This window comes from Streptomyces sp. CA-142005, assembly GCF_050942335.1.
Classification (GTDB): domain Bacteria; phylum Actinomycetota; class Actinomycetes; order Streptomycetales; family Streptomycetaceae; genus Streptomyces.
The window spans coordinates 941804-963714 of the sequence record NZ_CP192078.1; the positions used below are offsets into that span (position 1 = coordinate 941804).

Sequence of the window (21911 nt, forward strand, 5' to 3'; positions counted from 1 at the left end):
TCAAGTGGTCATCGAGGCCAGAGTACCCGGCCGCGACGATGCTGAAATCCGGCGCTGCATGCCTGCGATCAGCGTCTTTCCCCGGCGGAACGCGGCTTGCGCACTCCTGTGGCCGCACTCCGTACTCACCCTGCCGTGTCATCTCACAGCGCCGTGTCGTCCCACTGGTCGAGCAGGATGTCGCCGAGTCCTTCCACCTCCGGCGCGGCGCCGTCGTGGAGGAACTGTTCGGCCCAGATGACCTTGCCGGTGGGCGTGTAGCGGGTGCCCCAGCGTTCGGCGAACTGGGCGACCAGGAAGAGGCCGCGGCCGCCTTCGTCGGTGGCTTTCGCCCGGCGCAGCCGGGGCGAGGTGCTGCTGCCGTCGGCCACCTCGAGGATCAGGGTGCCCGCGGCCGGGCCGCTGACCGGCTCCGTGCGGAGCAGCCGGACGACGATGGGCTCGGCGCCGTAGCGGACGGCGTTGGTGATCAGCTCGCTGAGGATGAGTTCGGCGGTGAAGACGACCTGTTCCAGGCCCCACTCGGTCAGCCGGCGGGCGCAGGCGGAGCGCACCGGGCCCACCGCCGCCGGGTCCTGGGGCACGTCCCACGCGGCGACCTGCGCCGGCCCGAGCCGGCAGGTGCGGGCGACCAGGAGTGCGATGTCGTCCCGGGGCCGGTCGGACAGCATGGCCTCCATCACCGCCGCGCACGTGGCCTCCGGCGTGCGCTGCGGCCCTGCCAGAGCCTCGCGCAGGGCCTCCAGACCGGCGTCCACGTCTCGGGTGCGGTCCTCGATCAGTCCGTCGGTGAAGAGCACCAGCCGGGAACCCTCGGGGACGGCCAGTTCGGCGGTCTCGACAGGCAGGCCGGCACCGAGCCCCAGGGGTGGGGACACGGGCAGCTGGGGGAAGTCGACGGTCCCGTCGGGCCGGACGACCGCCGGCCCCGGATGGCCTGCGGTGGCCAGGTCCAGCCGCCCGGAGGTGGGGTCGTAGACGGCGTACTGGCAGGTCGCCCCGGTGATCATCCCCTGCCCGTCCTCCGCGGTGGCGATCTCCTCGGCGTCGATCTGGGCCACCAGCTCGTCCAGCCGGATCAGCAGCTCCTCCACGGGCAGGTCCAGGCCGGCGAAGTTGCGCACGGCGGTGCGCAGCCGGCCCATGGTCGCCGCCGCGTGCAGGCCGTGGCCGACGACGTCGCCCACCACCAGCGCCACCCGGGCGCCGGACAGCGGAATGACGTCGAACCAGTCCCCGCCCACCCCGGCCTGGGCCGGCAGGTAGCGGTACGCCACGTCGAGTGCGGACTGTTCGGGCAGGCCGCGGGGCAGCAGGCTGTGCTGCAGGGTGACGGCCATGGCGTGTTCGCGGGTGTAGCGGCGGGCGTTGTCGATGCACAGCGCCGCCCGGGCGGCCAGTTCCTCGGCGAAGGACACGTCGTCGTCCTCGAACGGCTGGGATCCCTCGCCGCGCCAGTAGTCCACCACGCCCAGCACCACGCCGCGGGCTCGCAGCGGCACCACGAGCATCGAGTGGATGCCCTGTTCGATGATCCGCCGGGCGCGTTCGGGATCCTGGGCCAGCCAGGCTTCGGAGGCGCTCAGGTCTCCCGCCAGGACCGGCCGGCCCTCCGCCATCGCCAGGGAGACGGGGTGACCCGGGACGAAACGGATCAGCTCGCCGTCGGGGTGGAGGAGATGGGCCGAGTCCAGGCCGGCGACGGCGCTGCGCCGCAGATGGGTCGTCCGGGCGGTCCCACCGGAGGGCTCCTCGCCGCGCAGGACCGGGTCCAGCAGTTCGACGGTGACGATGTCGGCGAACCGGGGCACCGCCACCTCGGCCAGTTCCTCGGCGGTCCGCTTCACGTCGAGCGTGGTGCCGATCCGCAGCCCGGCGTCGTAGAGCGACTTCAGCCGTTCGCGCGCCACCTCCGCCCGGCCGGAGAGAGCCTGCAGCTCTGTGGTGTCCCGGAGCGTCACCACGCTGCCGACCGAGCCGTGAGGTGCGGTGAGCCGCTTGTTGACCGCGAGCAGCCGGTCGCCCGCCCGGTACACCTTGTCGGTGGCGGCGCGGTCGGAGGCCAGCAGTTCGGCGAGGTCCTCCTCCAGCCCCAGATCGCAGACGTGCCGCCGCTCCGCGTCCGCCGGCAGGTCCAGCAGCCGCCGTGCCTCGTCGTTGGCCAGCAGCAGCCGGCCGTCACCGCCGACGATCAGCACGCCTTCCCGTACGGCGTGCAGAACCGCGTCGTGGTGCTCGTACATCCGGGTCATCTCCACCGGCCCCAGGCCATGGGTCTGCCGCCGCAGCCGGCGGCTCACCAGGGCCGACCCGCCCGCGGCGACGGCGAGGGCGACGGCGGCGCCCCCGAAGAGGACCGGCAGCTGCCGGTTCACCATGTGCTGCACCTTCTGGACCGTGACGGGCACGGAGACGATGGCGATGACCTGCCCGTCCGGTCCCTTGACGGGGACCGCCGAGATGACGGAGAGCCCGAGGGACCCCTGGAAGGTGCTGGTGAACGGCTTGCCGTTCGCCGCCTTCGCGTACGGCCCGATGACGCGTTTCCCGATCTGGTGCGGGTCGCTGTGGGCGAGGGTGACGCCGTTCAGCCCGTACACGATGATCGCGTCGACGCCCGCGGCCTTGCCGGCCGCCTTGGCGTACGGCTGCAGCGCCGCCGACGGGTGCGCGCTCTGCAGCGCCGCCACGATGCCCGGGGAGTGGGCGAAGGTCTGCGCGGTGGAGAGCGTTCGGGTCTTGGCGTCCGCCATGTTGTCGCGTCGAGCCTGTACCACGAGGGCCAGCAAGGTGGCGGCGACGAGGAGCACCACGACCGCCAGTTGCAGAAGGAAGACCTGGCCGGCGAGGCTGCGCACGCTCAGCAGCGACCGCCACGCCTCTCCCCTCCGGCGGGGCAGATCCGGCCCATCAGTGCTCGTGGACGCATCACGCGCACCGCGCCCGGATCGACCCGAAACTTCACCCATACCCCCTTTCTATCGTTTTCGGGTGCCCAACACCGAGGTGACCGGGTCGAGCCGGTCCGCGCAGGGCCGCCGACAACGTGCCCGCACTGCCGGGCCGAAGGGTCCGCGGTGGATGCTGTGCACACGGTCAGGCCTCTGCGCGCGGTGGGGCCGTCGTGCCTCTCACTTCGAGGAACGGGGTGGCGAGGTCGACCTCGCGCGGTCGGTGCGGCTCGTCGATCCGGTCCAGCAGCCGCTGCGCGGCGCGCCGACCCACGTCATGGCTGGCGTTGTCCACGGTGGTCAGCCACAGATGGCGCAGCCGGGAGAGGTAGGTGTTGTCGTAGCCGACCACGGAGAGGTCCCGTGGGACCTGGAGACCGGTCTCCTCGGCGGCGGAGAGCGCGCCGACGCAGGTCATGTCGTTGACCGCGAAGACGGCGGTCGGGCGCGGCGCGCGGCTCAGGAGCCGGACGGCCGCCCGGTAGCCGCCCTCCTCGGTGAGGTCGCCCTGTTCCACGACGGCCGTGTCGGCGAGGCCGTGCTCGCGCATGGTGGCCTCGAAGCTGCGCCGGCGCAGGTCGCCGACCGCGCCCTGACCGGCGATGTGGGCGATGTGCCGGTGGCCGAGGCCGATGAGGTGCTCGGTGGCCAGGCGGGCTCCGTGCTCGTCGTCGTTGGCGACGATGTCCACGCCGGGCAGCACCGGTTCACGGGTGCCGGCGACGACCGTGGGGACCAGGCGGGCGGCCGTGCGCAGGGCCTGGGGGTCCTGGAGCGTGCCGACTGCGATCAGGCCGTCGACACGGAGTTCGGTGAAGGTCCGGGTGAGGTCCTCGCCGAGGCGCCGGTTGAGGTGGCCGTCGGCCAGCAGCACGTGCAGGCCGCTGTCGTACAGCCGTGCGTTGAGGCCGTCGAGCAGTTCCACGAACCAGGGGTTGCGCATGTCGTTGAGCAGCACCCCCACCGTGCGGGTGCGCCGCTCGCTCAGACTGCGCGCGGCGGCGTTGGGCCGGTAGCCGAGCGCTTCGACCGCGGCGAGGACGGCCTCGCGCTTCTCCGGCCGGACACCCTCCGAGCCCCGCAGCACGAGCGACACCAGGGACTTGGACACGCCGGCCCGTTCGGCGACGTCACGGATGGTCGGAGTGCTCATGACTGGACCGTTCCATGACGGCCCTGCCCGTGTAAAGGCCCTTGACACCCGAGAGACGCAGGCCGCATGGTGAGCGCCCAGGCTCTGGAACGGTCCAAAGGAGGGCGCTCATGGTGAATACGCTCGGCGTCGCCGTCGTGGGATTCGGCTGGATGGGACGGGTGCACACCCAGGCGTACACGCGTCTGCCGCACCACTTCCCGCAGCTGTCCGTACGGCCCGAACTGCTCGCCGTCGCGGACGAGGTACCGGGCCGAGCGGAGGAGGCGGCCGGGCTGTACGGCTTCGCCGCCGCGACCCACGACTGGCGGGAGGTGGCCGCCGATCCGCGCGTCCAGGCCGTCAGCATCACCGCCCCGAACTTCCTGCACCGCGAGATCGGCGTGGCGATGGCCGAGGCCGGCAAGCACATCTGGATCGAGAAGCCGGTCGGGCTCACCGCCGACGACGCCCGGGCGGTGGCCGACGCGGTCGCCAAGAACGGCGTGCAGGGCACCGTCGGCTTCAACTACCGCAACGCGCCCGCCGTCGAGGCCGCCCGCGATCTGATCGCCTCCGGTGAGATCGGCACGGTCACCCACGCCCGCATCCGCCTCTTCAGCGACTACGCCGCCCACCCCCAGGGCGCCCTGACCTGGCGCTACGAGCGGGCCCGCGGCGGCAGCGGGGTGCTCGGCGACCTCGCGTCGCACGGCGCCGACCTGGCCCGGTTCCTGCTCGGCGACATCGCCTCGCTCACCGCCGACACCGCGGTCTTCCTCCCCGAACGCGCCCGGCCGACCGGCGCCACCGCCGGACACACCCTCGCCACCGGCGGCGAGCCCGGGCCGGTCGAGAACGAGGACTACGTCAACTGCCTGCTGCGCTTCGCCTCCGGCGCCCGCGGCGTCCTGGAGGCCTGCCGCGTCTCGGTCGGCGAACAGAACAACTACGGCTTCGAAGTACACGGCACCAAGGGGGCCGTCTTCTGGGACTTCCGCCGTATGGGCGAACTCGCCGTCAGCCGTGGTACGACCTACCAGGACCAGCCGGTCAGCACGGTGTACGTCGGCCCCGGCCACGGCGAATACGCCGCGTTCCAGCCAGGGGCGGCCACCAGCATGGGCTACGACGACCTCAAGGTCATCGAGGCCTACCGGTTCCTGCGCTCCATCACCGACGGCACCGCGGTCGGCGCCACTCTCGGCGATGCCGTGGCAAGCGCGGTGGCGCTGGAGGCGATGGAGCGCTCGGCCACGCAGGGCACGTGGGTGAGTCTGGCGTGAGCACCGTGCGCATCGGGGTCATCGGCGCGGGCAACATGGGCGCCGACCACGTGAACACCCTGCACCGCTGGGTGTCCGGCGCCGAGGTCGTGAGCGTCGCCGACGTCGACGGGGAACGGGCCCGGAGACCTCCTCCTCACCCGGCCGGCGGCGGCACACCCCTGGCCTACACCGAACCCCGTACGGCCCACGACGCCCTGCACTTCGAGGCCGCCGAGGCCGCCCGCTGCATCACCACGGGCCAACTCCAGTCGCCCCTCCGGACGTTGGCCGACTCGATCACGACACTCCGCGTCATGGACGACATCCGCGCACTGTGCGGCATCACCTTCCCTCCCCAGTGACCCGGCAGGTCCGCGCCCTCCCCTGTGAGGGCGAGGCCCGGACCCTGGCCGCGCTCCAAACCCGCACGCGGACGGCGTACTACACAGCGGGCCGCCTGCCGGCGAAGGAACCGGCCGGCGTGGAACATCACCGCCTGCTGGGGGCGCGGTGTGGGCAGCGTGCTGCACGAGGCGCTCGTCGGGCGGCTGCACGCGGACGGGTTCACCGACTGAGTACGGGAGTGCTGGGAGGCCAACGCCCGGGCGCAGGCGTTCTACGCCCGGCACGGCCGGCGCCCGGACGGCGGTGGCGAGCCGGGAGCCGGGGCCGTGCGGGGCGCGGCTCCACCCGATCGGGCGGTAGGCGAGACGGTGGAGGCGCCGGTCTCGCCGTCTAGGATCCGTAGCCGTGGCAGAGGTCCCCGATGAGTTGATCAAGCTGGAACGTACCGCCGAGCAGGAGCGCGCGAAACTCGCGGGCCTCGCCGGTGGCGAGTACGAGGCTCAGCTCCGCCGCTGGCGGGAGGCGTCCGACGCCGTACAGGCGGCCATCGCCGCGCATGCCGCAGCCACCGGGGCCGGCCCGCACGAGGTTGAGCAGGCCGTGCAGAAGGCTGTGCGACGCAGCCAGGAGGACCCGGCCGTCGAGTAGCCGACCACGTCATTTCCGTTGCCCCGCCCTGTCGAGCAGACAACGCGGGCTGGTTCGGCGATGCTGGACAAGGGTGGCATCCTCCATGCGACAAGGAGCACGGCATGCCCACAGATACGGTCGGACGATTCCTGGCAGCCCTGGATCCCGATCACCGGGACGCAGTCGGCGCCAAACCGCGCCAGGAGCAGGAACAACTCGCCGCGGCCTGGGAACGGGAACTGGAATTCGACGACGAGCTCGACACGCTCGACGAGCTGTCCCCGCCCGCCGCGGAAGCCGAGGCCGCCCGCCGCGTCATGAACCGCGGCACCGGCTAGGAACGAGGATCGCAGGCGTGTGCCCCCAGATGCCATGATCTTGCCTCATGGGTGACCGTTCGCTGTCGTCTGCCTGGCTGGCCGCGTGGGTGTGCAGGGTCTCCGAAGCCCTGAGAGCGATGACAGACGGCTTCGAGCGCAGGCAGGGGTATCCGCCGGGCATCAATCACGTCCGGCCGGCCGACCATGACGATCAGGCCACGGCTCACACGCTGGCCCGAGTGGACCTCGCTCCTGCCGACCTCGTCACCTTGTACACCGGCATCGGCGATGTCACCTGGGCGGACGTCGGCAACGGCTACTTCATCGACCCGGCTCGTGATGTGCTTCTTCGGCTCGAGGAGTACGGGGCTGTCGATCTCGGCGGACACCAGAAGGCCCGCGGATTGGTCATCGGCTCGAACGGTGGCGGACTGTCCTATGTCGCCGGCCCCGGCGGGGCTGTCCACCGAACGCGGACAGCATCACTGGACGAACCGGAACTCGACAAGGTGGCCGACGACCTGCGGCAGTTTCTGGAGTTGCTGGAGAAATCCCTGATGCGTTTCATCGCCAGCGGCGAGCCGGGATACCTGTAGATGCGGTATCCCGGCCTTCACCGTGTCACAAGGGCCCGCCTGATGCCCTCGTACCCACTCGACCGGGCGGGGAAGTCCCGCCTCTCCTCCGGCGCGGTACGACCGATTCCGCCCCTATGCTCTGCTCGTGGATGCGGCAACCTGGCTCAACGTACTGGCCATTGCGATCTCGGTCTGCGCACGTCTGCGGCCGGCTGAACCAAGAGCATTCCCCTGACGGCGGCCTGCGCGCCCTGCCACCGGGACCCCGTGAATGCGCCTACAACATTGCCTACTTCTTCCAGACCTTCGCGAGCCTGTACGCACTCGGGATCATCGACGAGGGTACAGCGATCGTGATGGTCCGAAGCCGCACCACGAAGGTCTGGGAGGCCCTGCGCCCCTACGTCGAACGCGAGCGCCGGTATCCGGAGACCATCGCACCCGTTGATCCCTGGTGTTGGGCGGCTCGCGTGTGGCGTCACCCGGCGTCACACGCGTGCCGTGCGACGGTGAACCGCTGTGAGGTTCGGGTCCCTATGTCACCGAGGTGACAACGGCGGAGACGATGACGGTCGTGACGAGGCTGCCGATCATGACGAGGCCCACGCCGATGACGAAGAGTCCGCTGGAGTCGTCCGACCAGTCGTAATAGGCGGCGAGGGTCAGCCCGACCGTGGGGCCCAGCACAGCGGCGGCGAGGTGGCGCCGGGATGCCGCCCAGCACACCGGCACGAGCAGAGTGAGCACCAGCCCGATCACCTGCCACGCCTCGTACGGGCCGGTCGTCGAGCCGTCGGGGTGCACGTCACGGTGCTGGTCCCAGCCCAGCCACACAGCCCACGCCGCGAGCGACAGCCCGGCGAGCACGAGGATCGGCACCAGGTGGGCGAGGGGTCTCATCAGTCCTTCTCTCATGGCCCGAGCGTGCCGGGCCGCGCCTGTGCCGGGCAGAGCACATGTACTCAGGTTCCGATGAGTACATGAGGACGGCGCACGGCGGTGGACCGCGCCGACGGCTGATGCCAGGACGACGGCCCTTGTGGGACCATGCGCCGATGCGCGAGCTGACGGTGCTGGGTACGTGTGGCGCCTGGCCGGAGGCCGGGCGGGCGGCGAGCGGCTTCCTCCTGGAGGCCGACGGGTTCCGGTTGGTCCTGGACCTCGGTTACGCGACGCTGCCCCGGCTGCTGGAGCGGTGCGCGCCGAGCGAACTCGACGCCGTGGTGATCACCCATGAACACCCCGATCACTGCGCGGATCTGAGCGCGCTGTGCCGAGCGCTGCTCTTCGGCGGGGAGCGCGCCGGGCGGGTGCCGTTGTACTGCCCGCCGGGAGTGCTCGGGCGGGTGCAGGCGATGGAACCGACCGAGGCACTGCGCGACGTCTTCGACCCATACGAGTTGCCGGCCAGTCATGAGGTCGGTCCCTACCGGCTGGACGGGCGGGTCCTTCCGCATCATGTGCCCCACGCGGGCGTGCGGTTGACGGCGCCCGGACTGACGGTGGCCTACAGCGGCGACGCCGGTCCCGACCACGCGCTGGGCGAACTCGCGGCCGGGGCCGACCTGCTGATCGCCGGCGCGACACTGCAGGGCCCGGCGACCGACCCGTACCTGCTCAGCGCGGCCCAGGCCGGCCAGTGGGCCGCCCGCGCGGGAGCGCAGCGCCTGCTGCTCACCCACTTCTGGCCCGGCGACGATCGCCGGCGGTCGGTGGCGGAGGCGAGTGCCGCGTACGACGGCGAGATCCTGGCCGCAGAGGAGGGGACGGTCCTCAGCCTTTGACGGAGACCCTCGGCATCACTCCACCGGCACCTCGTCCGGCAGGCCCAGCGCGGCCGAGACCTGGCGCCAGATGGCGGTGAGGGCCTGCTGGCCCCCTGGGTCTTCGGCGAAGAGTCCCCACCGGCCGCCTGAACGCCCGCCGCTCGGCAGGAGCCGGTCGCCGAGTTCGTGATGGGCGAGGCGGTGACACGGCGGCGAGTCCATGCGCCTCGGATGGGGGGCGCGTAGCGGACGGGGTCGGTGCTGAGCTCCTCCCGGGCGCGGGGGCGAGTTCGTCCTCGGGGTTGCCGTCGAGCCGGCGGCGGATGTTGAACCACTGGGCGGCGCGGTAGCGGTCCCAGCTGTCCTGGTCCGCGAGCACCATCTCGACCACGTCGTAGCCGAGTGAGCCGAACCGCTCGATCAGTCCGGCCAGCGGGAGGAAGTCCTCGCGACTGCCGGCATGGCAGGCTTCGACGGCCTCCTGGCTCGGCGGGTCACGCCGCCAGAACGGCTCGCCGACCAGGATCGTCCCGCCCGTGCGGAGGCTGCTCTGCAGCAGGCGGACCGTGCCGGGGACACCGCCGCCGATCCAGGTGGCCCCGATGCAGGTCGCGATGTCGACGGCGTCCTCGGCGACGTGACCTGAGGCATCGCCGTGGACGAAGGTGATCAGGTCGGCGACACCCGGTTCCAGGGCCCGGGCGCGAGCGCGGGCGGTGAACACCGTGCTGATGTCCGCCCCGGTCCCGGTGATCCCGTGGGGTCATTCGTTCGCGGCTTGCGGAGGTTCGCCGCATCCACCCGGACCCTCGTCCAACGCACCCCACTCACTCGCACGGCCCGTCGCTCGCTCCTGCCCCGCCTCGCTGATCTGACGGCGCAGGTCAGGCGTAGAACCGGGACAGGCTCTGGAGAACGGCGGCGGGCTTGGTGCCACCCTCCACCTCGATCGTGCCGTCGATGGTGATCTGCACGCCGCCGGGCGCCTCTTCGACCGAGCTGAGGCGGGCGGCGAGCCGGATGCGGGAGCCGGCCTTCACCGGCGCGGGGAAACGCACCTTGTTCAGGCCGTAGTTGACCTTGGTGGTCACGCCCTGCACGTCCAGCAGTTCGGTGAAGAGGGGTATGAAGAGGGACAGGGTGAGGTAGCCGTGCGCGATCGGCGCGCCGAAGGGGCCCTGGGCCGCCCGCTGCGGGTCGGTGTGGATCCACTGGTGGTCGCCGGTGGCGTCGGCGAAGGTGTCGATGCGCTCCTGCGTGACCTCGATCCACTCGCTGGTGCCGAGGTCGCTGCCGGCGAGCTTCTTCAGTTCGTCCAGGCCGTTGACGGTGATGCTCATAAGTAGCCCTTCGTTTCAGGGTGTTGGGGTGTTTGGGGTGCCGTAGCGGTGGCGTACCCGGGACTTGAGGAGTTTTCCGGAGGCGGTGCGCGGGAGTTCGTCCGTGACCACCACCGACTTGGGGATCTTGTACTTGGCGAGCCGCCCGGTCAGTGAGGCCAGCACCTCGTCCGGGTCGAGGTCGGCTCCCGGGGCGGGGACGACGACCGCGCGGGGCACCTCGCCCCACTTGTCGTCGGGGACACCGATCACCGCGCACTCGGCGATACCGGGGTGGGCGAGGAGGAGGTCCTCGATCTCGGCGGGGTAGACGTTCTCCCCGCCGGAGATGATCATGTCCTTGATCCGGTCGACGATGTGCACGTAACCGTCCTCGTCGACCCGGGCCGCGTCCCCGCTGCGGAACCAGCCGTCGGCGAAGGCGGCCTCGGTCTCCTCCGGCAGTCCCCAGTAGCCGGCCATGACATGTGGTCCGCGCACCACGACCTCGCCGGTCTCGCCGACGTCGACCGGGGTGAGGTCGGGCCGTACGACCCGTACGTCGCTGAAGAAGTGCGGTACGCCCGCCGAGCCCGCCTTCTCGACCGCGTGCTCCGCGTCGAGGAAGAGCGTGCCGGGCGCGGCCTCGGTCATGCCGTAGCCCTGGAGGAAGGTGAGCCCGCGCTGCTGGTAGGCGGCGATGAGCGGGGTCGGCACCGGTGATCCGCCGCAGGTCAGGATACGGAGGGACGACAGGTCGGCGTCCGCCCAGCGGGGGTGCCGGGCGACCTGGTCGAACATCGCCGGCACCCCGAACATGAAGGTGATCCGGTGCCGTTCGATCAGGTCGAGGGTGGTCTCCGGGTCGAAGGCCTCGACCAGGACGCAGGTGCCGCCCTTGAGCAGCACCGGCAGGGTCAGCATGTTGAGGCCCGCGGTGTGGAACAGCGGTGCGGAGACCAGGGCGCGTTCGTCGGCGATCAGGTCGTGGTCGACCAGGACGTTGACGGCGTTCCAGATGAGGTTGCCGTGGGTGAGCATCGCGCCCTTGGGACGGCCGGTCGTCCCCGAGGTGTACATGATGATGCAGGTGTCGTCGGGCGTGACCGGTTCGTCGATCGGCTCGTCCGACGCGGCTGCCAGAGCCTTTTCGTACGCGTCGCCGATCTCGATGCGGGTTTGTTCGTCCGTCTCACCCGGGAGTCCCGCGACGAGTCCGGCGTGTGCGGGGCCGTGGACGAGCACCTTGGCGCCGGAGTCGGCGAGTTGGTAGGCGATCTCGGGGCCGGCGAGGCGGGTGTTGAGGGGGACGAAGACCGCGCCGAGGGTGCCGGCGGCGAACAAGGTCTCCAGGTAGGCCGGGTGGTTGGGGCCGAGGTGGGCGATGCGGTCGCCGCGCCTGACGCCCCGGTCGCGCAGGGCGTGGGCGAGGCGGGTGACCCGTGTGTACAGGGTGCGGTAGTCGGTCGGCCGCCCGTCGTGGATCAGGGCCGTGCGGTGCGGGGTCTTGCGGGCCCGGCGTGCGGGCCACGACCCCAGTCCCTCGTTGCGCATCTGACACCCCTTACGGTTTCGTCAGCCCGAGCAACCGGGCCGCGTTCTCCTTGAGGATCTTCGGCCTGACCTCGTCCTTGATGGACAGCTTCGCGAAGTCGGCCAGCCACCGGTCCGGGGTGAGCACCGGGAAGTCGGAGCCGAACAGCACCTTGTCCTGCAGCAGCGTGTTGGCGTACTGCACCAGTTGCGGCGGGAAGTACTTCGGCGACCAGCCGGAGAGGTCGATGTGCACCCCGGGCTTGTGGGTCGCCACCGCCAGGGCCTCGTCCTGCCAGGGGAACGACGGATGCGCCAGGATGATCTTCAGATGGGGGAAGTCGGCGGCCACGTCGTCCACGTGCAGCGGGTTGGAGTACTTCAGCCGGATGCCGCCCCCGCCGGGAACGCCGGCGCCGATGCCGGTCTGGCCGGTGTGGAAGAGCGCGATGGTGCCGGTCTCCTCGATCACCTCGTACAGGCCGTACGCCACGGAGCGGTCGTTGGGGAAGAAGCCCTGGATGCTGGGGTGGAACTTGAAGCCCCGTACCCCGTACTCCTCGACCAGCCGTCGGGCCTGCCGCACGCCCGCCTTCCCGCGGAAGGGGTCGATGGAGGCGAACGGGATCAGCACGTCGGGGTGGGCGGCCGCGGCTTCGGCGACCTCCTCGTTGGGGACGGGCTCGGTGCCGGTCGCGGACTCGGCGTCCACCGTGAAGACGACGGCGGCCATCCGCCGCTCACGGTAGTACGCGGCGATCTCCTCCAAGGTGGGCTTCCGTTTGCCCTCGACCTTGAAGTAGGCGGAGGAGGCGTCGTGCAGGTCGTCGTCCAGGGAGGAGTGGCCCTTGGAGGACACCTCCGCGTGGGTGTGGACGTCGATCGCGACCAGTTCGTCCGGCCTCGGTGCGGATGTCATCACGCCTCCGGGATCTTCGGGGCGGGGATGCCCACGGTCTGCGGCTCGGCGCCGACCGAGGTGGGCCAGGCGTCGGCCAGGGAGTCGGGGGTCCAGCCGCCGTCGGCGTAGGCGGTCCGGATCTCCTGCGGATGTGACCACAGTGCCACCTTGTCGCCGCCGATGCCGATGCACTGACCGGTGATGCCGCGGGCGGCCCCGGAGGCCAGGAAGGGGACGAGGGCCGCGCAGTCCTCGGGGGTGCCGAAGCCCTCCCCCTTGCGCAGGAACGCCGGCAGCGGTGCACCGTTCCTCATCGCCTCGACGTACGGGGCGAAGGCGGGGATGGTCTCTGTCATAGCGGTCGCCGCGACCGGCACGATCGCGTTGACGGTGATGTTCGCGCGGGCCAGTTCCATGGACCAGGTGCGGGCCATCGCGGCGATCCCGGCCTTGGCGGCGGCGTAGTTGGTCTGCCCGAAGTTGCCGCGTTGCCCGGCCGGGGAGCCGACGAGGACGAGCGTGCCGCCGTCGCCCTGCTCGCGCATGCGGACGGCGGCGGCGCGGGCGCAGGTGAAGGTTCCCCGGAGATGGGTGGTGATCACCGCGTCGAAGTCGTCGTCGGTCATCTTCCACAGCACCTTGTCGCGCAGGATGCCCGCGTTGGTGACCAGGATGTCGAGCCGGCCGAACTCCTCGACGGCACGGTTCACCAGCCGGTCGGCGGCCTCGGAGGTGCCGACCGGGACCACCTCGGCGACGGCGGTGCCGCCGGCCTCGGTGATGGACTTGACGGCCTGCTCGGCCACGGCTTCGTCGATGTCGTTGACGACCACGGACGCGCCGTGGGCGGCGAGGGCGTGCGCATAGGCGAGGCCGAGGCCCCGGCCGCTTCCGGTGACGACGGCGGCCTGGCCGGTCAGATCGATGGTGGGCACGAGCGATCCCTTCGCATGGGGTGGTCGTGGGGAGATCGAAGCTAAGAGCAATAATTGTTGTCGTCAATAGTTGTTGCCGACCTTCTGGTGCGTCATGCTGGACTCCGCAGACGAGAAGCCATCCCCGGCCGCCGAGACCGGCGCCCCGGGGACCGAGACCCGGGAGCCCGCCATCGCCCGCCAGCACATCGACAACCCCTCCCCCATCGACGCCGACGAGCCGTGGATGCGGGCACTGCACGCGGACACGGGCTATCTGCTGTATCGGCTGGGCCTGCGCTCGGGTCAGTTGTTCAACACGTCCCTGCAGGAGTCGGGGCTGCGGCTGCGCCACTACGCCGTGCTGCGCTTCCTCGCCACCACCGAGGGCTCGTTGCAGCGCGAACTCAGCGCCCGGCTCGGCTACGACCCGAGCGCGATCGTCGGCCTGGTGGACGACCTGGAGAAGCTGGGCTTCGCCGAGCGCCGCCCCGCCCCGGAGGACCGTCGCAGCCGCATCGTCGTCCTCACCGAGGACGGCCGGGCCTTCCTCCGCGACACGGACCAGGCAGGCCAACGCGTGACCGACGAACTGCTCACCCCGCTCGACCCCGCCGAACGGGAGACGCTGCACGCCCTCCTGCTGCGCGTCGCCGGCAACGGGTTCGCCTGACCCTTCGGCCGTCGCGTGTATGCGGGGACGAGGCCTCGTAAGGTATCCGCGTGACCGGTCCCGTCCCCCGCCCGCAGTCCCTCCTGCTCAGCTTCCTCGGTGACGAGGTGCTGGGCCGCGGGGTGTGCGTCTACACAGGGAGCGTCATCGAGGTGTTCCGGCGCGCGGGCGTCGGCGAGCAGGCCACCCGGTCCACCCTCACGCGCATGGTCGGCCGCGGTCTGCTCAGCCGCCGGCGTGAGGGCCGGCGGACCTATGTCGGGCTCACCGACCGCTCGGAGGCGATCCTCCGTGACGGCGAGCGGCGCATCTGGAAGACGGGCGCGGTCAACCGGGACTGGGACGGCACCTGGACCCTGCTCGGCTTCTCACTGCCGGAGTCATGGCAGCGCCAACGGCACGACCTGCGCTCCCAGTTGGCCTGGGCGGGCTTCGGTGCGCTGTTCAGCGGGCTGTGGATCGCGCCCGGCGAGGTCGACGTCTCCGGGATCGTCGCCGAGTTGGGCCTGGAAGCGCATGTGAAGGTCTTCCGGGCGCATGCGGACGCCGGGATGGACATCGCCGAGATGATCGACGACACCTGGAACCTGGGTGAACTTGCCGCTCACTACCGGGAGTTCGTGGCGTCCTGGCGGCCGTACGCGTCCGGTGGCGCGGACCTGGCCGCCGAGGACGCCCTCGCGCTGCGCCTCCGGCTGACCGCCGAGTGGCTCCAGGTGATCCGCGGCGCCCCCCGGTTGCCCGTACGCCATCTGCCGGCGGACTGGCCGGCGGCCGCGGCGGAGAGGACGTTCCGCGCGGTCCACTCCCTGCTGGAAGCGCCCGCCCGGGACGCGGCGCGCCGGCTGATCGAGACGATTCCGGCGGTCTAGCACCGTACGTACCCGCCACACCTCCGCGCGTTCCTCGCACGAAGCGATGTTGTGCATTCTCTTGACCGCCGCAAGAAACCAGCCCTACATTCCTCCACACCCTCGTTCAGTGCACTGAGCATCTGCCGATCTCCCAGGGTCTTCGCTCCGCAGCCGCCCACAAGGAGCCTCCTCCATGCCTGCCAGCACCCGCCCCCGAACTCCCCGTACCCGTCTGCGCATCGCCCTGGCCGCCCTGGCCACGCTGGCGTCCGCGGCCCTCACGGCCGTCCCCGCGCCGGCCGCCCAAACGGACACGCCGACCACCGGCCACCTCACCGGCACCCTCCCCGACGGCGCGACCTGGATCGCGGACGTCCCCGCCCACTGGAACGGCACCCTGCTGCTGTTCAGCCACGGTTTCGGCCCCACCGTCGCCAAGGACGCGCCCTCCGACGCCGTACGCACCGAATTGCTCGCCGAGGGCTATGCGATGGCCGGGTCGTCGTACGACCCCCATGGCTCGATGTGGGCCCTGAACAGCGCCGAACGCGACCAGTTCGCCACGCTCGACGCCGTCACCGGCAAGATCGGCACCCCGCGCCGCACCCTCGCCGTCGGCCAGTCCATGGGCGGGCTCGTCAACGCGCAGATCGCCCGCGACGGCGCCGGCCGCGTGGACGGCGCACTCGGGCTGTGCGGCCTGGTCGCGGGCGGCACCGACCTGGACAACTACCAGCTCGACGCCGAGTACACCATCGCCCGGCTGCTCCTGCCCGGGCAGGACGTCGACCTGGTCCGCTTCGGCTCCGCCGACGCGGCGGCCGCCACCGCCGAGAAGCTGACCGACGCCGTCACCGCCGCACAGACCACCCCGCAGGGCCGCGCCCGGATCGCACTGGCCGCGGCCTTCCTCAACCTGCCCGCCTGGGCGCCCGGACAGGACCAGCCGGCACCGACGGACTGGGCGGGCCAGGAGGAGCAGCAGTACACGTGGTTCGCCCAGGGCATCCTGTCGTTCGTCGAGGGCGGCCGGTACGCCGTCGAGCAGTCCGTCGGCGGCGACAACTCCTGGAACCTGGGCGTCGATTACGCCCGGCTGCTCGCCGGTTCCGTCCACGCACCGCAGGTCCGCGCCCTGTACCGGGCGGCCGGACTCGACCTGGGCGCCGACCTGACATCCCTGACCCGGGGCGCCGCGATCACCGCCGACCCCGCAGCGGTCCGTACCGCGCAGCACACCTCCTCCGCCGGGCAGGGCCTCGGCGTACCGCTGCTGGACGTGCACACGATCGCCGACAACCTGGTCCCGGTCGAACAGGAACGGCAGTTCGGCGACCGGGTGCGGACGGCCGGGGACGGTGCGCTGCTGCGGCAGGCCTACGTCGAGCGGCAGGGCCACTGCACGTTCACCACCGCCGAGACCGTGGCCGCCCTGCACGCGCTCGAACACCGCGTCTCGTCGGGCCGCTGGGACGACGCCGCGTCCCCGGCCGCGCTCCAGCGGTCCGCCACCGCGCTCGGTCTGGACGGGGCGGCGTACATCCCCTACCGCCCGGCACACCTCACCGTCGGCCGGGACCGCCCGGCGCACCCCACCCACCACTGAGATCGGGACCCGCTCATGTCCGACACATCCGCCGCTCCACGCACATCCCTCCCCCTCGGCACACTCGTCGCCGGCTGTCTCGCCGTCTGCCTCGCGCAGATCGGACTCGCCATACCGGCCACCCTCAACGGCCTGTTCCAGGAACACCTCCACCCCGTCGGCTCCCAACTCACCTGGATCTCCGACGCGTTCCTGCTGCCCGTGGCCGTGCTCGAACTCTCCTTCGGCGTCCTCGGCGACCTCTTCGGCCGCAAACAGCTCCTCGTCGGCGGCGCCGCGCTGCTGTGCGCGGGCGAGGTCGTCGCCGCGAGCGCCACGGGCATCCATCAGCTGTGGGTGGGGCAGGCGCTGGCCGGTCTCGGCGCCGCCGCGCTCTTCCCCACCTCACTCGCCATGATCGCGGCCGGCACACACACCGGCCCGCAGCGCGCCCGCGCCATCGCCGTATGGGCCTCCAGCCTGTCCGCGGGCGGCTTCCTCGCCCCCCTGCTCGGCGGGATCACCGGCACCTACGGCTCGTGGCGCTCGGCGTTCGTGGTGGTCGCCGTGCTGGCCGCGATGAGCGCTCTGGTGAGTCTGTGGCTGGCCACCAACTCCCGTTCCCCGGAGGGCCGTTCACTCGACGTCGGCGGCCAGATCACCATCGGTGTCGGTCTGTTCGCCCTGCTGTACGCCGTCATCCAAGGGCCGACGGACGGCTGGGGATCGACTCCCGTGGTCGTGGCATTCGTCATCGCCGCGGTGTTCGTCGGCCTGTTCGTGGTGGCCGAGAGCCGGGCCCGCTCCCCTCTCCTGCGCCTGGACCTGTTCCGCAACCGTTCCTTCGCCATCGCATCGGTCGTCGCCGTCGTGGGCATGTTCAGCTTCCTCGGCACGGCGTACGCGGCCAGCATCCGGCTCGGCCCCATCCAGCACCAGAGCCCGATGCGCACCGCCTTCGCGTTCCTGCTGCTCAACGGCATCACGCCGGTCCTCACCCCGCTGACCTCCCGGCTGCTGCACCGGCTGCCCGCCCGGGCACTGCTCACCACCGGGCTCGCGCTGATCGCCGCGGGCGACTTCCTGGCCGCCGGGCTCGACGTCGGCAACCGGAACCTGGCCTCGCTCATCCTGCCGCTCGGACTGGTCGGCATCGGCTTCGCCTTCACGGTGTCGTCCATCACCGCGACCGCCGTCAACACGGTGCCCCTGCCGCTGGCCGGCATGGCGAGCGCGGCGACCAACCTGCTGCGCGACTTCGGCTTCACCCTCGGCCCCGCCGTCATCGGCGCGGTCGCGCTGAGCCAGGCGGCGTCCCGGGTGACCTCCTCGCTGGCCACCTCGTCGTCCCTGAACGCCGAGTCGAAGACCGCGGCCCACGCGGTGCTGCAGGAGGGCGGCCCCCTCGCCCTCAACTCCGTCCCCGCCACCTCCCCACCGGGCGCCGCCCGCACCTACGCCCTGGACGCCCTCGGCCACGGCTACGGCATCGGATTCGTGGTGTGCGGCTCGGCCGCCCTCTTCTCGGCCCTGCTGGTGGTGACGGCACTGCGCGGGCGTACGGCGCAGGAGAGCGCGTCGCCGGCCGAGAACGGCACGGAACGGACCGCCCTGACCACGGGGTGACACCCACTCGGCGGGCCCCGGGGCTGCTCGGCGCCCCGAGGCCCGCCCATGGCATGAGGACCGTACTGCCGACCGCGCCGATTTGATCGATATGCACGCCCGGACGAAGAGGCGCAGCCCGAGGGCTCTACGATCCGGCGACGCAGTCTGGGACCGTGACGAGCGGACCGGCGCAGGGACGCCGCAAGTCTCCGAGCGGCGCAGCTGCTGCGGTACCGCGTGCGCAGAACCCGAAGGTGAGCGCGAGCAGGAACGGCTCCAGTGTGCGCGGGAGACCCCGCATGGGGCAGTGGGGAACAGGCCGCACGGGCCCGGGCTTGCCTCACAACTTGCCCACCCCGTGCAGGCCTTCGTCTGTAACGACCAGGGCGCCTGCCATGATCGTCACCATGGGGATACAAATTGCACCGGCCGGGGTGGCCGACTTCCACCAGGTCCTGACTGATCACCCCCGCTACTGGGGCGAACGCGACCTTCGGTCGCTGCATCTTCTGGCACTGGTGCAGGAGTTCGGTTCCACCTGCTTGGTTGCCCGAGCCGAGGACGGAATCCGCGGGTACGTCTTCGGGTTCGTCACCCCGGACGGCACCGGATACGTGCATCTGATCGCCACGCGGGACGACGCCCGTGGCATCGGTCTCGGGCGTCGTCTGTACGCGGCGTTCGCTGAAACAGCGGAACGTCATGGTGCACGGCAGCTGAAGGCGATCACGTCCATCGAGAACACCGGCTCGATCGCCTTCCACCGCAGCCTCGGCTTCGACACGAAGATCGTCGACGACTACAACGGCCCCGGCAGGGCCATGGCCGTCTTCCACCGAGATCTGCCACTCGACATCTCACGGCCCTGACCAACCAACCGTGACCTGTGCTGGTGTCCGACCCTCGGGCCCACGGCCGGCTCATGCGCCGTCAACCTTTTCCGCTGTGTCCGCGTCGCGGTTGCTGATCGCCCCAAGTCCCCCGTAGGCACCTATCGTTGGCTCATGCGCGCACACCCTATTGACCGACCGGCCGATCTCGACGTCGTACGTGAGTCCTACGACCGGGTTGCCGACAACTACGCCCACATGGTCGTGACGACGGGAGTCGGCGACATCCGTAAGCATCCATGGCTCAAGGCGTCTATCGACGCCTTCGCCGACACCGTGCGCGGGCTCGGGCCTGTCCTCGACGTCGGTTGCGGGCCCGGAACGGTGACCGCCTACCTCGCCGAACGCGGACTCGATGTATCCGGGGTTGATCTCTCTCCTCGCATGATCGAGAACGCGCGCCGACTTCATCCGGAGTGCCGCTTCGCTGTCGCGTCCGCCACCGAGCTCGACCTCGATGAAGCGTCTCTGGGCGGCGTGCTCGGGTGGTGGTCACTGTTCAACCTCCCCCGGGACGTCCTTCCCCAGGTCCTCGCTATGTTCGCGCGCGCGTTGAAGCCAGGCGGACACTTCATCACCGGAACCCACGTCGGCGACGAGGACGCGGTGCGCACCGAGGCCTACGGGGGCGTACCCGTCCGTTGGACGACACACAAATGGCGGCCGGAACAACTCGTCGACCTGATCGAGCAGGCCGGCCTGGACCCGGTCGCCGAACTGCGACTCCCCCCGGAGGAGTACAGCGGGCCCGGCCTGGTCGTCATGGCCAAGCGCCCCGACTGACGATCATTAGGAATCGAAGCGGCACAGGGTCCCGAGCTGAATCCCGTCGGTAGGTCCTGGCCGGACAACGGTCCCCTCCGCCGGGCGGCGGCCGGCACCATGTCGGCCGCCGCCTGCGGCGTCAGGGCGCGCTCGAGCCGCCCTTGCCCAGCCCTTGCCCCGGACGGCCCTCGCGCGTCGTCAACGCACCGCTCACCCCGCAGCGGCCGCGGGCCGGTCCGGCCACGGGGCACGATCGTCCTGTGCACGGGCGAGATCCACCTGCTGCCCGCGCCCTGCATCCGCACGCCGGACCCGGAGGACACGGCATGGCTCTCCGGCATCACCGACAGGTGAGGCCGCAACCAGGTGGGACAAGGCGTCGCCAGGGATTCAGGTCGCGTGGGAGCGGGTCACCGGCCCGCCGCCGTCGTCTGGCGCGCGGCCGGGGCCGCGCCCGGACCGCCGTCGAGGCCGAGCACGCCCAGGATCTCCTCGACGCTCTGCTTGGCGTCACCGAAGAGCATGCTGCTGTTCTCGCGGAAGAAGAGCGGGTTCTGCACGCCCGCGTATCCGGAGGCCATGGAGCGTTTGAAGACGATGACCTGCTCCGCCTCCCAGACGCGCAGGACCGGCATCCCGGCGATCGGACTGCTCGGGTCCTCGGTCGCGGCCGGGTTGACGGTGTCGTTGGCGCCGATGACCAGCACGACGGAGGTGTCGGCGAAGTCGTCGTTGATCTCGTCCATCTCCAGGACGATGTCGTACGGCACCTTCGCCTCGGCCAGCAGCACGTTCATGTGCCCGGGCAGGCGCCCGGCGACGGGGTGGACGCCGAAGCGGACCTCGACGCCCCGGTCGCGCAGCCGGCGCGTCAGCTCGGCGACGGGGTGCTGGGCCTGGGCGACGGCCATGCCGTAACCGGGCGTGATGATCACCGAGCGGGCCTGCGCGAGCATCTCGGCCGCCTCCGCGGCCCGCACCTCGCGGTGCTCGCCCTGCTCCTCGCCCCCGCCCGTGAGAGCTTCGATGCCGAAACCGCCCGCGATGACGGAGAGGAAGGACCGGTTCATCGCCTTGCACATGATGTAGGACAGGTAGGCGCCGGAGGAGCCCACGAGCGCGCCCGTGACGATGAGCAGGTTGTTGTCGAGCAGGAAGCCTGCCGCGGCCGCCGCCCAGCCCGAGTAGCTGTTCAGCATGGAGACGACGACGGGCATGTCGCCGCCGCCGATCGAGGCGACCAGATGCCAGCCGAGGGCCAGCGCCAGCGCGGTGACCGCGATCATCAGCGGCAGGTTCGGGCTGATGGTGAACCAGACGGTGAGCACGGCGAACGCGGCGAGCGCGCCGACGTTGAGCGCGTTCTTGCCCGGCAGCATCAGCGGTCGGGACTTGATGCGCGCCGAGAGCTTCAGGAACGCGACGATCGAACCGGTGAAGGTGACCGCTCCGATGAAGATGCCGATGAACACCTCGGCGTGGTGGATACCCAGCAGGTCGGCGCCGATCCGGGTCTGCGCCGTGCCGTGCACCTCCACCTCCAGGTAGCTGTTCCAGCCCACGAGCACCGCGGCGAGTCCGACGAAACTGTGCAGCACCGCGATGAGTTCGGGCATCTGCGTCATCTCGACCCGGCGGGCCCGCCACAGGCCCATGGCCGCGCCGAGCGCCATCGCGAGCACGATCAGCGCGACCGCGCCCGCGGTGATGCTCTGCGCCGCCACCACGATGGTGGCGACCAGGGCGAGGGCCATGCCTGCGATGCCGTAGACGACGCCGGCGCGGGCGGTGCGGTGCTGGGACAGGCCGGCCAGGCTGAGGATGAACAACAGGGCGGCGACCAGGTCGGCAGCGTGGGAGGCCGTCAGGGAGGTCATCT

General features: G+C 71.2%; 21 protein-coding genes and 1 pseudogene. 12 read left to right on the forward strand and 10 right to left on the reverse strand.

Features of this window, described 5'->3' with window-relative positions:
- Window positions 1–143: 143 nt before the first annotated feature.
- Window positions 144–2969 (reverse strand): SpoIIE family protein phosphatase, encoded by a 2826-nt coding sequence (locus tag ACQPXS_RS04695; protein ID WP_433447192.1) that lies wholly within the window; start codon window positions 2967–2969, stop codon window positions 144–146.
- A 127-nt stretch (window positions 2970–3096) separates the two neighbouring features.
- Window positions 3097–4104 (reverse strand): LacI family DNA-binding transcriptional regulator, encoded by a 1008-nt coding sequence (locus ACQPXS_RS04700; RefSeq protein WP_433447194.1) that lies wholly within the window; start codon window positions 4102–4104, stop codon window positions 3097–3099.
- A gap of 110 nt (window positions 4105–4214) precedes the next feature.
- On the opposite strand from ACQPXS_RS04700, the gene ACQPXS_RS04705 reads away from it, so the two are divergent.
- From ACQPXS_RS04705 to ACQPXS_RS04725, 5 genes are all read left to right on the forward strand, one after another.
- Window positions 4215–5369 (forward strand): Gfo/Idh/MocA family protein, encoded by a 1155-nt coding sequence (locus ACQPXS_RS04705; RefSeq protein ID WP_433447196.1) that lies wholly within the window; start codon window positions 4215–4217, stop codon window positions 5367–5369.
- On the forward strand, window positions 5366–5713 hold the full coding sequence (locus tag ACQPXS_RS04710; protein WP_433447198.1) for a Gfo/Idh/MocA family oxidoreductase: 348 nt from the start codon (window positions 5366–5368) through the stop codon (window positions 5711–5713). The genes ACQPXS_RS04705 and ACQPXS_RS04710 overlap by 4 nt, the downstream gene beginning before the upstream one ends.
- A gap of 388 nt (window positions 5714–6101) precedes the next feature.
- Window positions 6102–6344 carry a hypothetical protein gene (locus ACQPXS_RS04715; RefSeq protein ID WP_351801182.1) on the forward strand — a complete coding sequence of 81 codons (243 nt, stop codon included), beginning with the start codon at window positions 6102–6104 and terminating at the stop codon, window positions 6342–6344.
- A gap of 104 nt (window positions 6345–6448) precedes the next feature.
- A complete protein-coding gene (locus ACQPXS_RS04720; RefSeq protein WP_356308299.1) occupies window positions 6449–6664 on the forward strand; it encodes a hypothetical protein in 216 nt (71 codons plus the stop codon).
- A gap of 47 nt (window positions 6665–6711) precedes the next feature.
- The gene (locus ACQPXS_RS04725; RefSeq protein ID WP_433447201.1) at window positions 6712–7242 is read left to right on the forward strand and encodes an SMI1/KNR4 family protein; all 531 of its coding nucleotides are present in this window, start codon (window positions 6712–6714) and stop codon (window positions 7240–7242) included.
- Window positions 7243–7758: 516 nt separating this feature from the next.
- Here the strand turns inward: ACQPXS_RS04725 and ACQPXS_RS04730 are convergent.
- Window positions 7759–8139: a hypothetical protein gene (locus tag ACQPXS_RS04730; RefSeq protein WP_433447203.1), complete on the reverse strand. Its 381-nt coding sequence runs from the start codon at window positions 8137–8139 to the stop codon at window positions 7759–7761.
- 140 nt (window positions 8140–8279) lie between these two features.
- Between ACQPXS_RS04730 and ACQPXS_RS04735 the strand changes: the two genes are divergently transcribed.
- Window positions 8280–9008, forward strand: coding sequence for an MBL fold metallo-hydrolase (locus ACQPXS_RS04735; protein WP_433447205.1), 729 nt, complete (start codon window positions 8280–8282; stop codon window positions 9006–9008).
- A gap of 15 nt (window positions 9009–9023) precedes the next feature.
- On the opposite strand, the gene ACQPXS_RS04740 is transcribed toward ACQPXS_RS04735, so the two are convergent.
- The 6 genes and pseudogenes from ACQPXS_RS04740 to ACQPXS_RS04765 all read right to left on the reverse strand — a co-directional run bounded on the left by ACQPXS_RS04740 (window position 9024) and on the right by ACQPXS_RS04765 (window position 13678).
- Window positions 9024–9212, reverse strand: a complete 189-nt coding sequence (locus ACQPXS_RS04740) for a hypothetical protein (RefSeq protein WP_433447207.1) — start codon at window positions 9210–9212, stop codon at window positions 9024–9026.
- Between the two features lie 17 nt (window positions 9213–9229).
- Window positions 9230–9750: pseudogene (locus ACQPXS_RS04745) on the reverse strand (SAM-dependent methyltransferase); the annotation flags it as partial.
- 124 nt (window positions 9751–9874) lie between these two features.
- On the reverse strand, window positions 9875–10330 hold the full coding sequence (locus ACQPXS_RS04750) for a MaoC family dehydratase (protein WP_433447209.1): 456 nt from the start codon (window positions 10328–10330) through the stop codon (window positions 9875–9877).
- Window positions 10331–10345: 15 nt separating this feature from the next.
- Entirely contained in the window at window positions 10346–11863 is a 1518-nt protein-coding gene (locus ACQPXS_RS04755) for an acyl-CoA synthetase (protein WP_433447211.1), read from the reverse strand.
- A gap of 10 nt (window positions 11864–11873) precedes the next feature.
- Window positions 11874–12761, reverse strand: a complete 888-nt coding sequence (locus ACQPXS_RS04760; protein ID WP_433447213.1) for an amidohydrolase family protein — start codon at window positions 12759–12761, stop codon at window positions 11874–11876.
- Window positions 12761–13678, reverse strand: coding sequence for an SDR family NAD(P)-dependent oxidoreductase (locus tag ACQPXS_RS04765; protein ID WP_351801232.1), 918 nt, complete (start codon window positions 13676–13678; stop codon window positions 12761–12763). The genes ACQPXS_RS04760 and ACQPXS_RS04765 overlap by 1 nt, the downstream gene beginning before the upstream one ends.
- Window positions 13679–13772: 94 nt before the next feature.
- On the opposite strand from ACQPXS_RS04765, the gene ACQPXS_RS04770 reads away from it, so the two are divergent.
- From ACQPXS_RS04770 to ACQPXS_RS04795, 6 genes are all read left to right on the forward strand, one after another.
- Window positions 13773–14330: a MarR family winged helix-turn-helix transcriptional regulator gene (locus ACQPXS_RS04770; RefSeq protein ID WP_433447215.1), complete on the forward strand. Its 558-nt coding sequence runs from the start codon at window positions 13773–13775 to the stop codon at window positions 14328–14330.
- A 44-nt stretch (window positions 14331–14374) separates the two neighbouring features.
- Window positions 14375–15202, forward strand: coding sequence for a PaaX family transcriptional regulator (locus ACQPXS_RS04775; protein WP_433455710.1), 828 nt, complete (start codon window positions 14375–14377; stop codon window positions 15200–15202).
- Window positions 15203–15377: 175 nt separating this feature from the next.
- Window positions 15378–16790, forward strand: a complete 1413-nt coding sequence (locus ACQPXS_RS04780; RefSeq protein WP_433447217.1) for an alpha/beta hydrolase — start codon at window positions 15378–15380, stop codon at window positions 16788–16790.
- Between the two features lie 15 nt (window positions 16791–16805).
- Window positions 16806–18395, forward strand: coding sequence for an MFS transporter (locus ACQPXS_RS04785; RefSeq protein WP_433447219.1), 1590 nt, complete (start codon window positions 16806–16808; stop codon window positions 18393–18395).
- Between the two features lie 377 nt (window positions 18396–18772).
- On the forward strand, window positions 18773–19246 hold the full coding sequence (locus ACQPXS_RS04790) for an N-acetyltransferase family protein (protein ID WP_433447221.1): 474 nt from the start codon (window positions 18773–18775) through the stop codon (window positions 19244–19246).
- Between the two features lie 135 nt (window positions 19247–19381).
- Window positions 19382–20050, forward strand: a complete 669-nt coding sequence (locus ACQPXS_RS04795) for a class I SAM-dependent methyltransferase (RefSeq protein WP_433447223.1) — start codon at window positions 19382–19384, stop codon at window positions 20048–20050.
- Window positions 20051–20442: 392 nt separating this feature from the next.
- On the opposite strand, the gene pntB is transcribed toward ACQPXS_RS04795, so the two are convergent.
- Complete coding sequence (pntB, locus tag ACQPXS_RS04800; protein WP_433447225.1) at window positions 20443–21909, reverse strand: Re/Si-specific NAD(P)(+) transhydrogenase subunit beta; 1467 nt, start codon at window positions 21907–21909, stop codon at window positions 20443–20445.
- Between the last annotated feature and the right edge of the window lie 2 nt (window positions 21910–21911).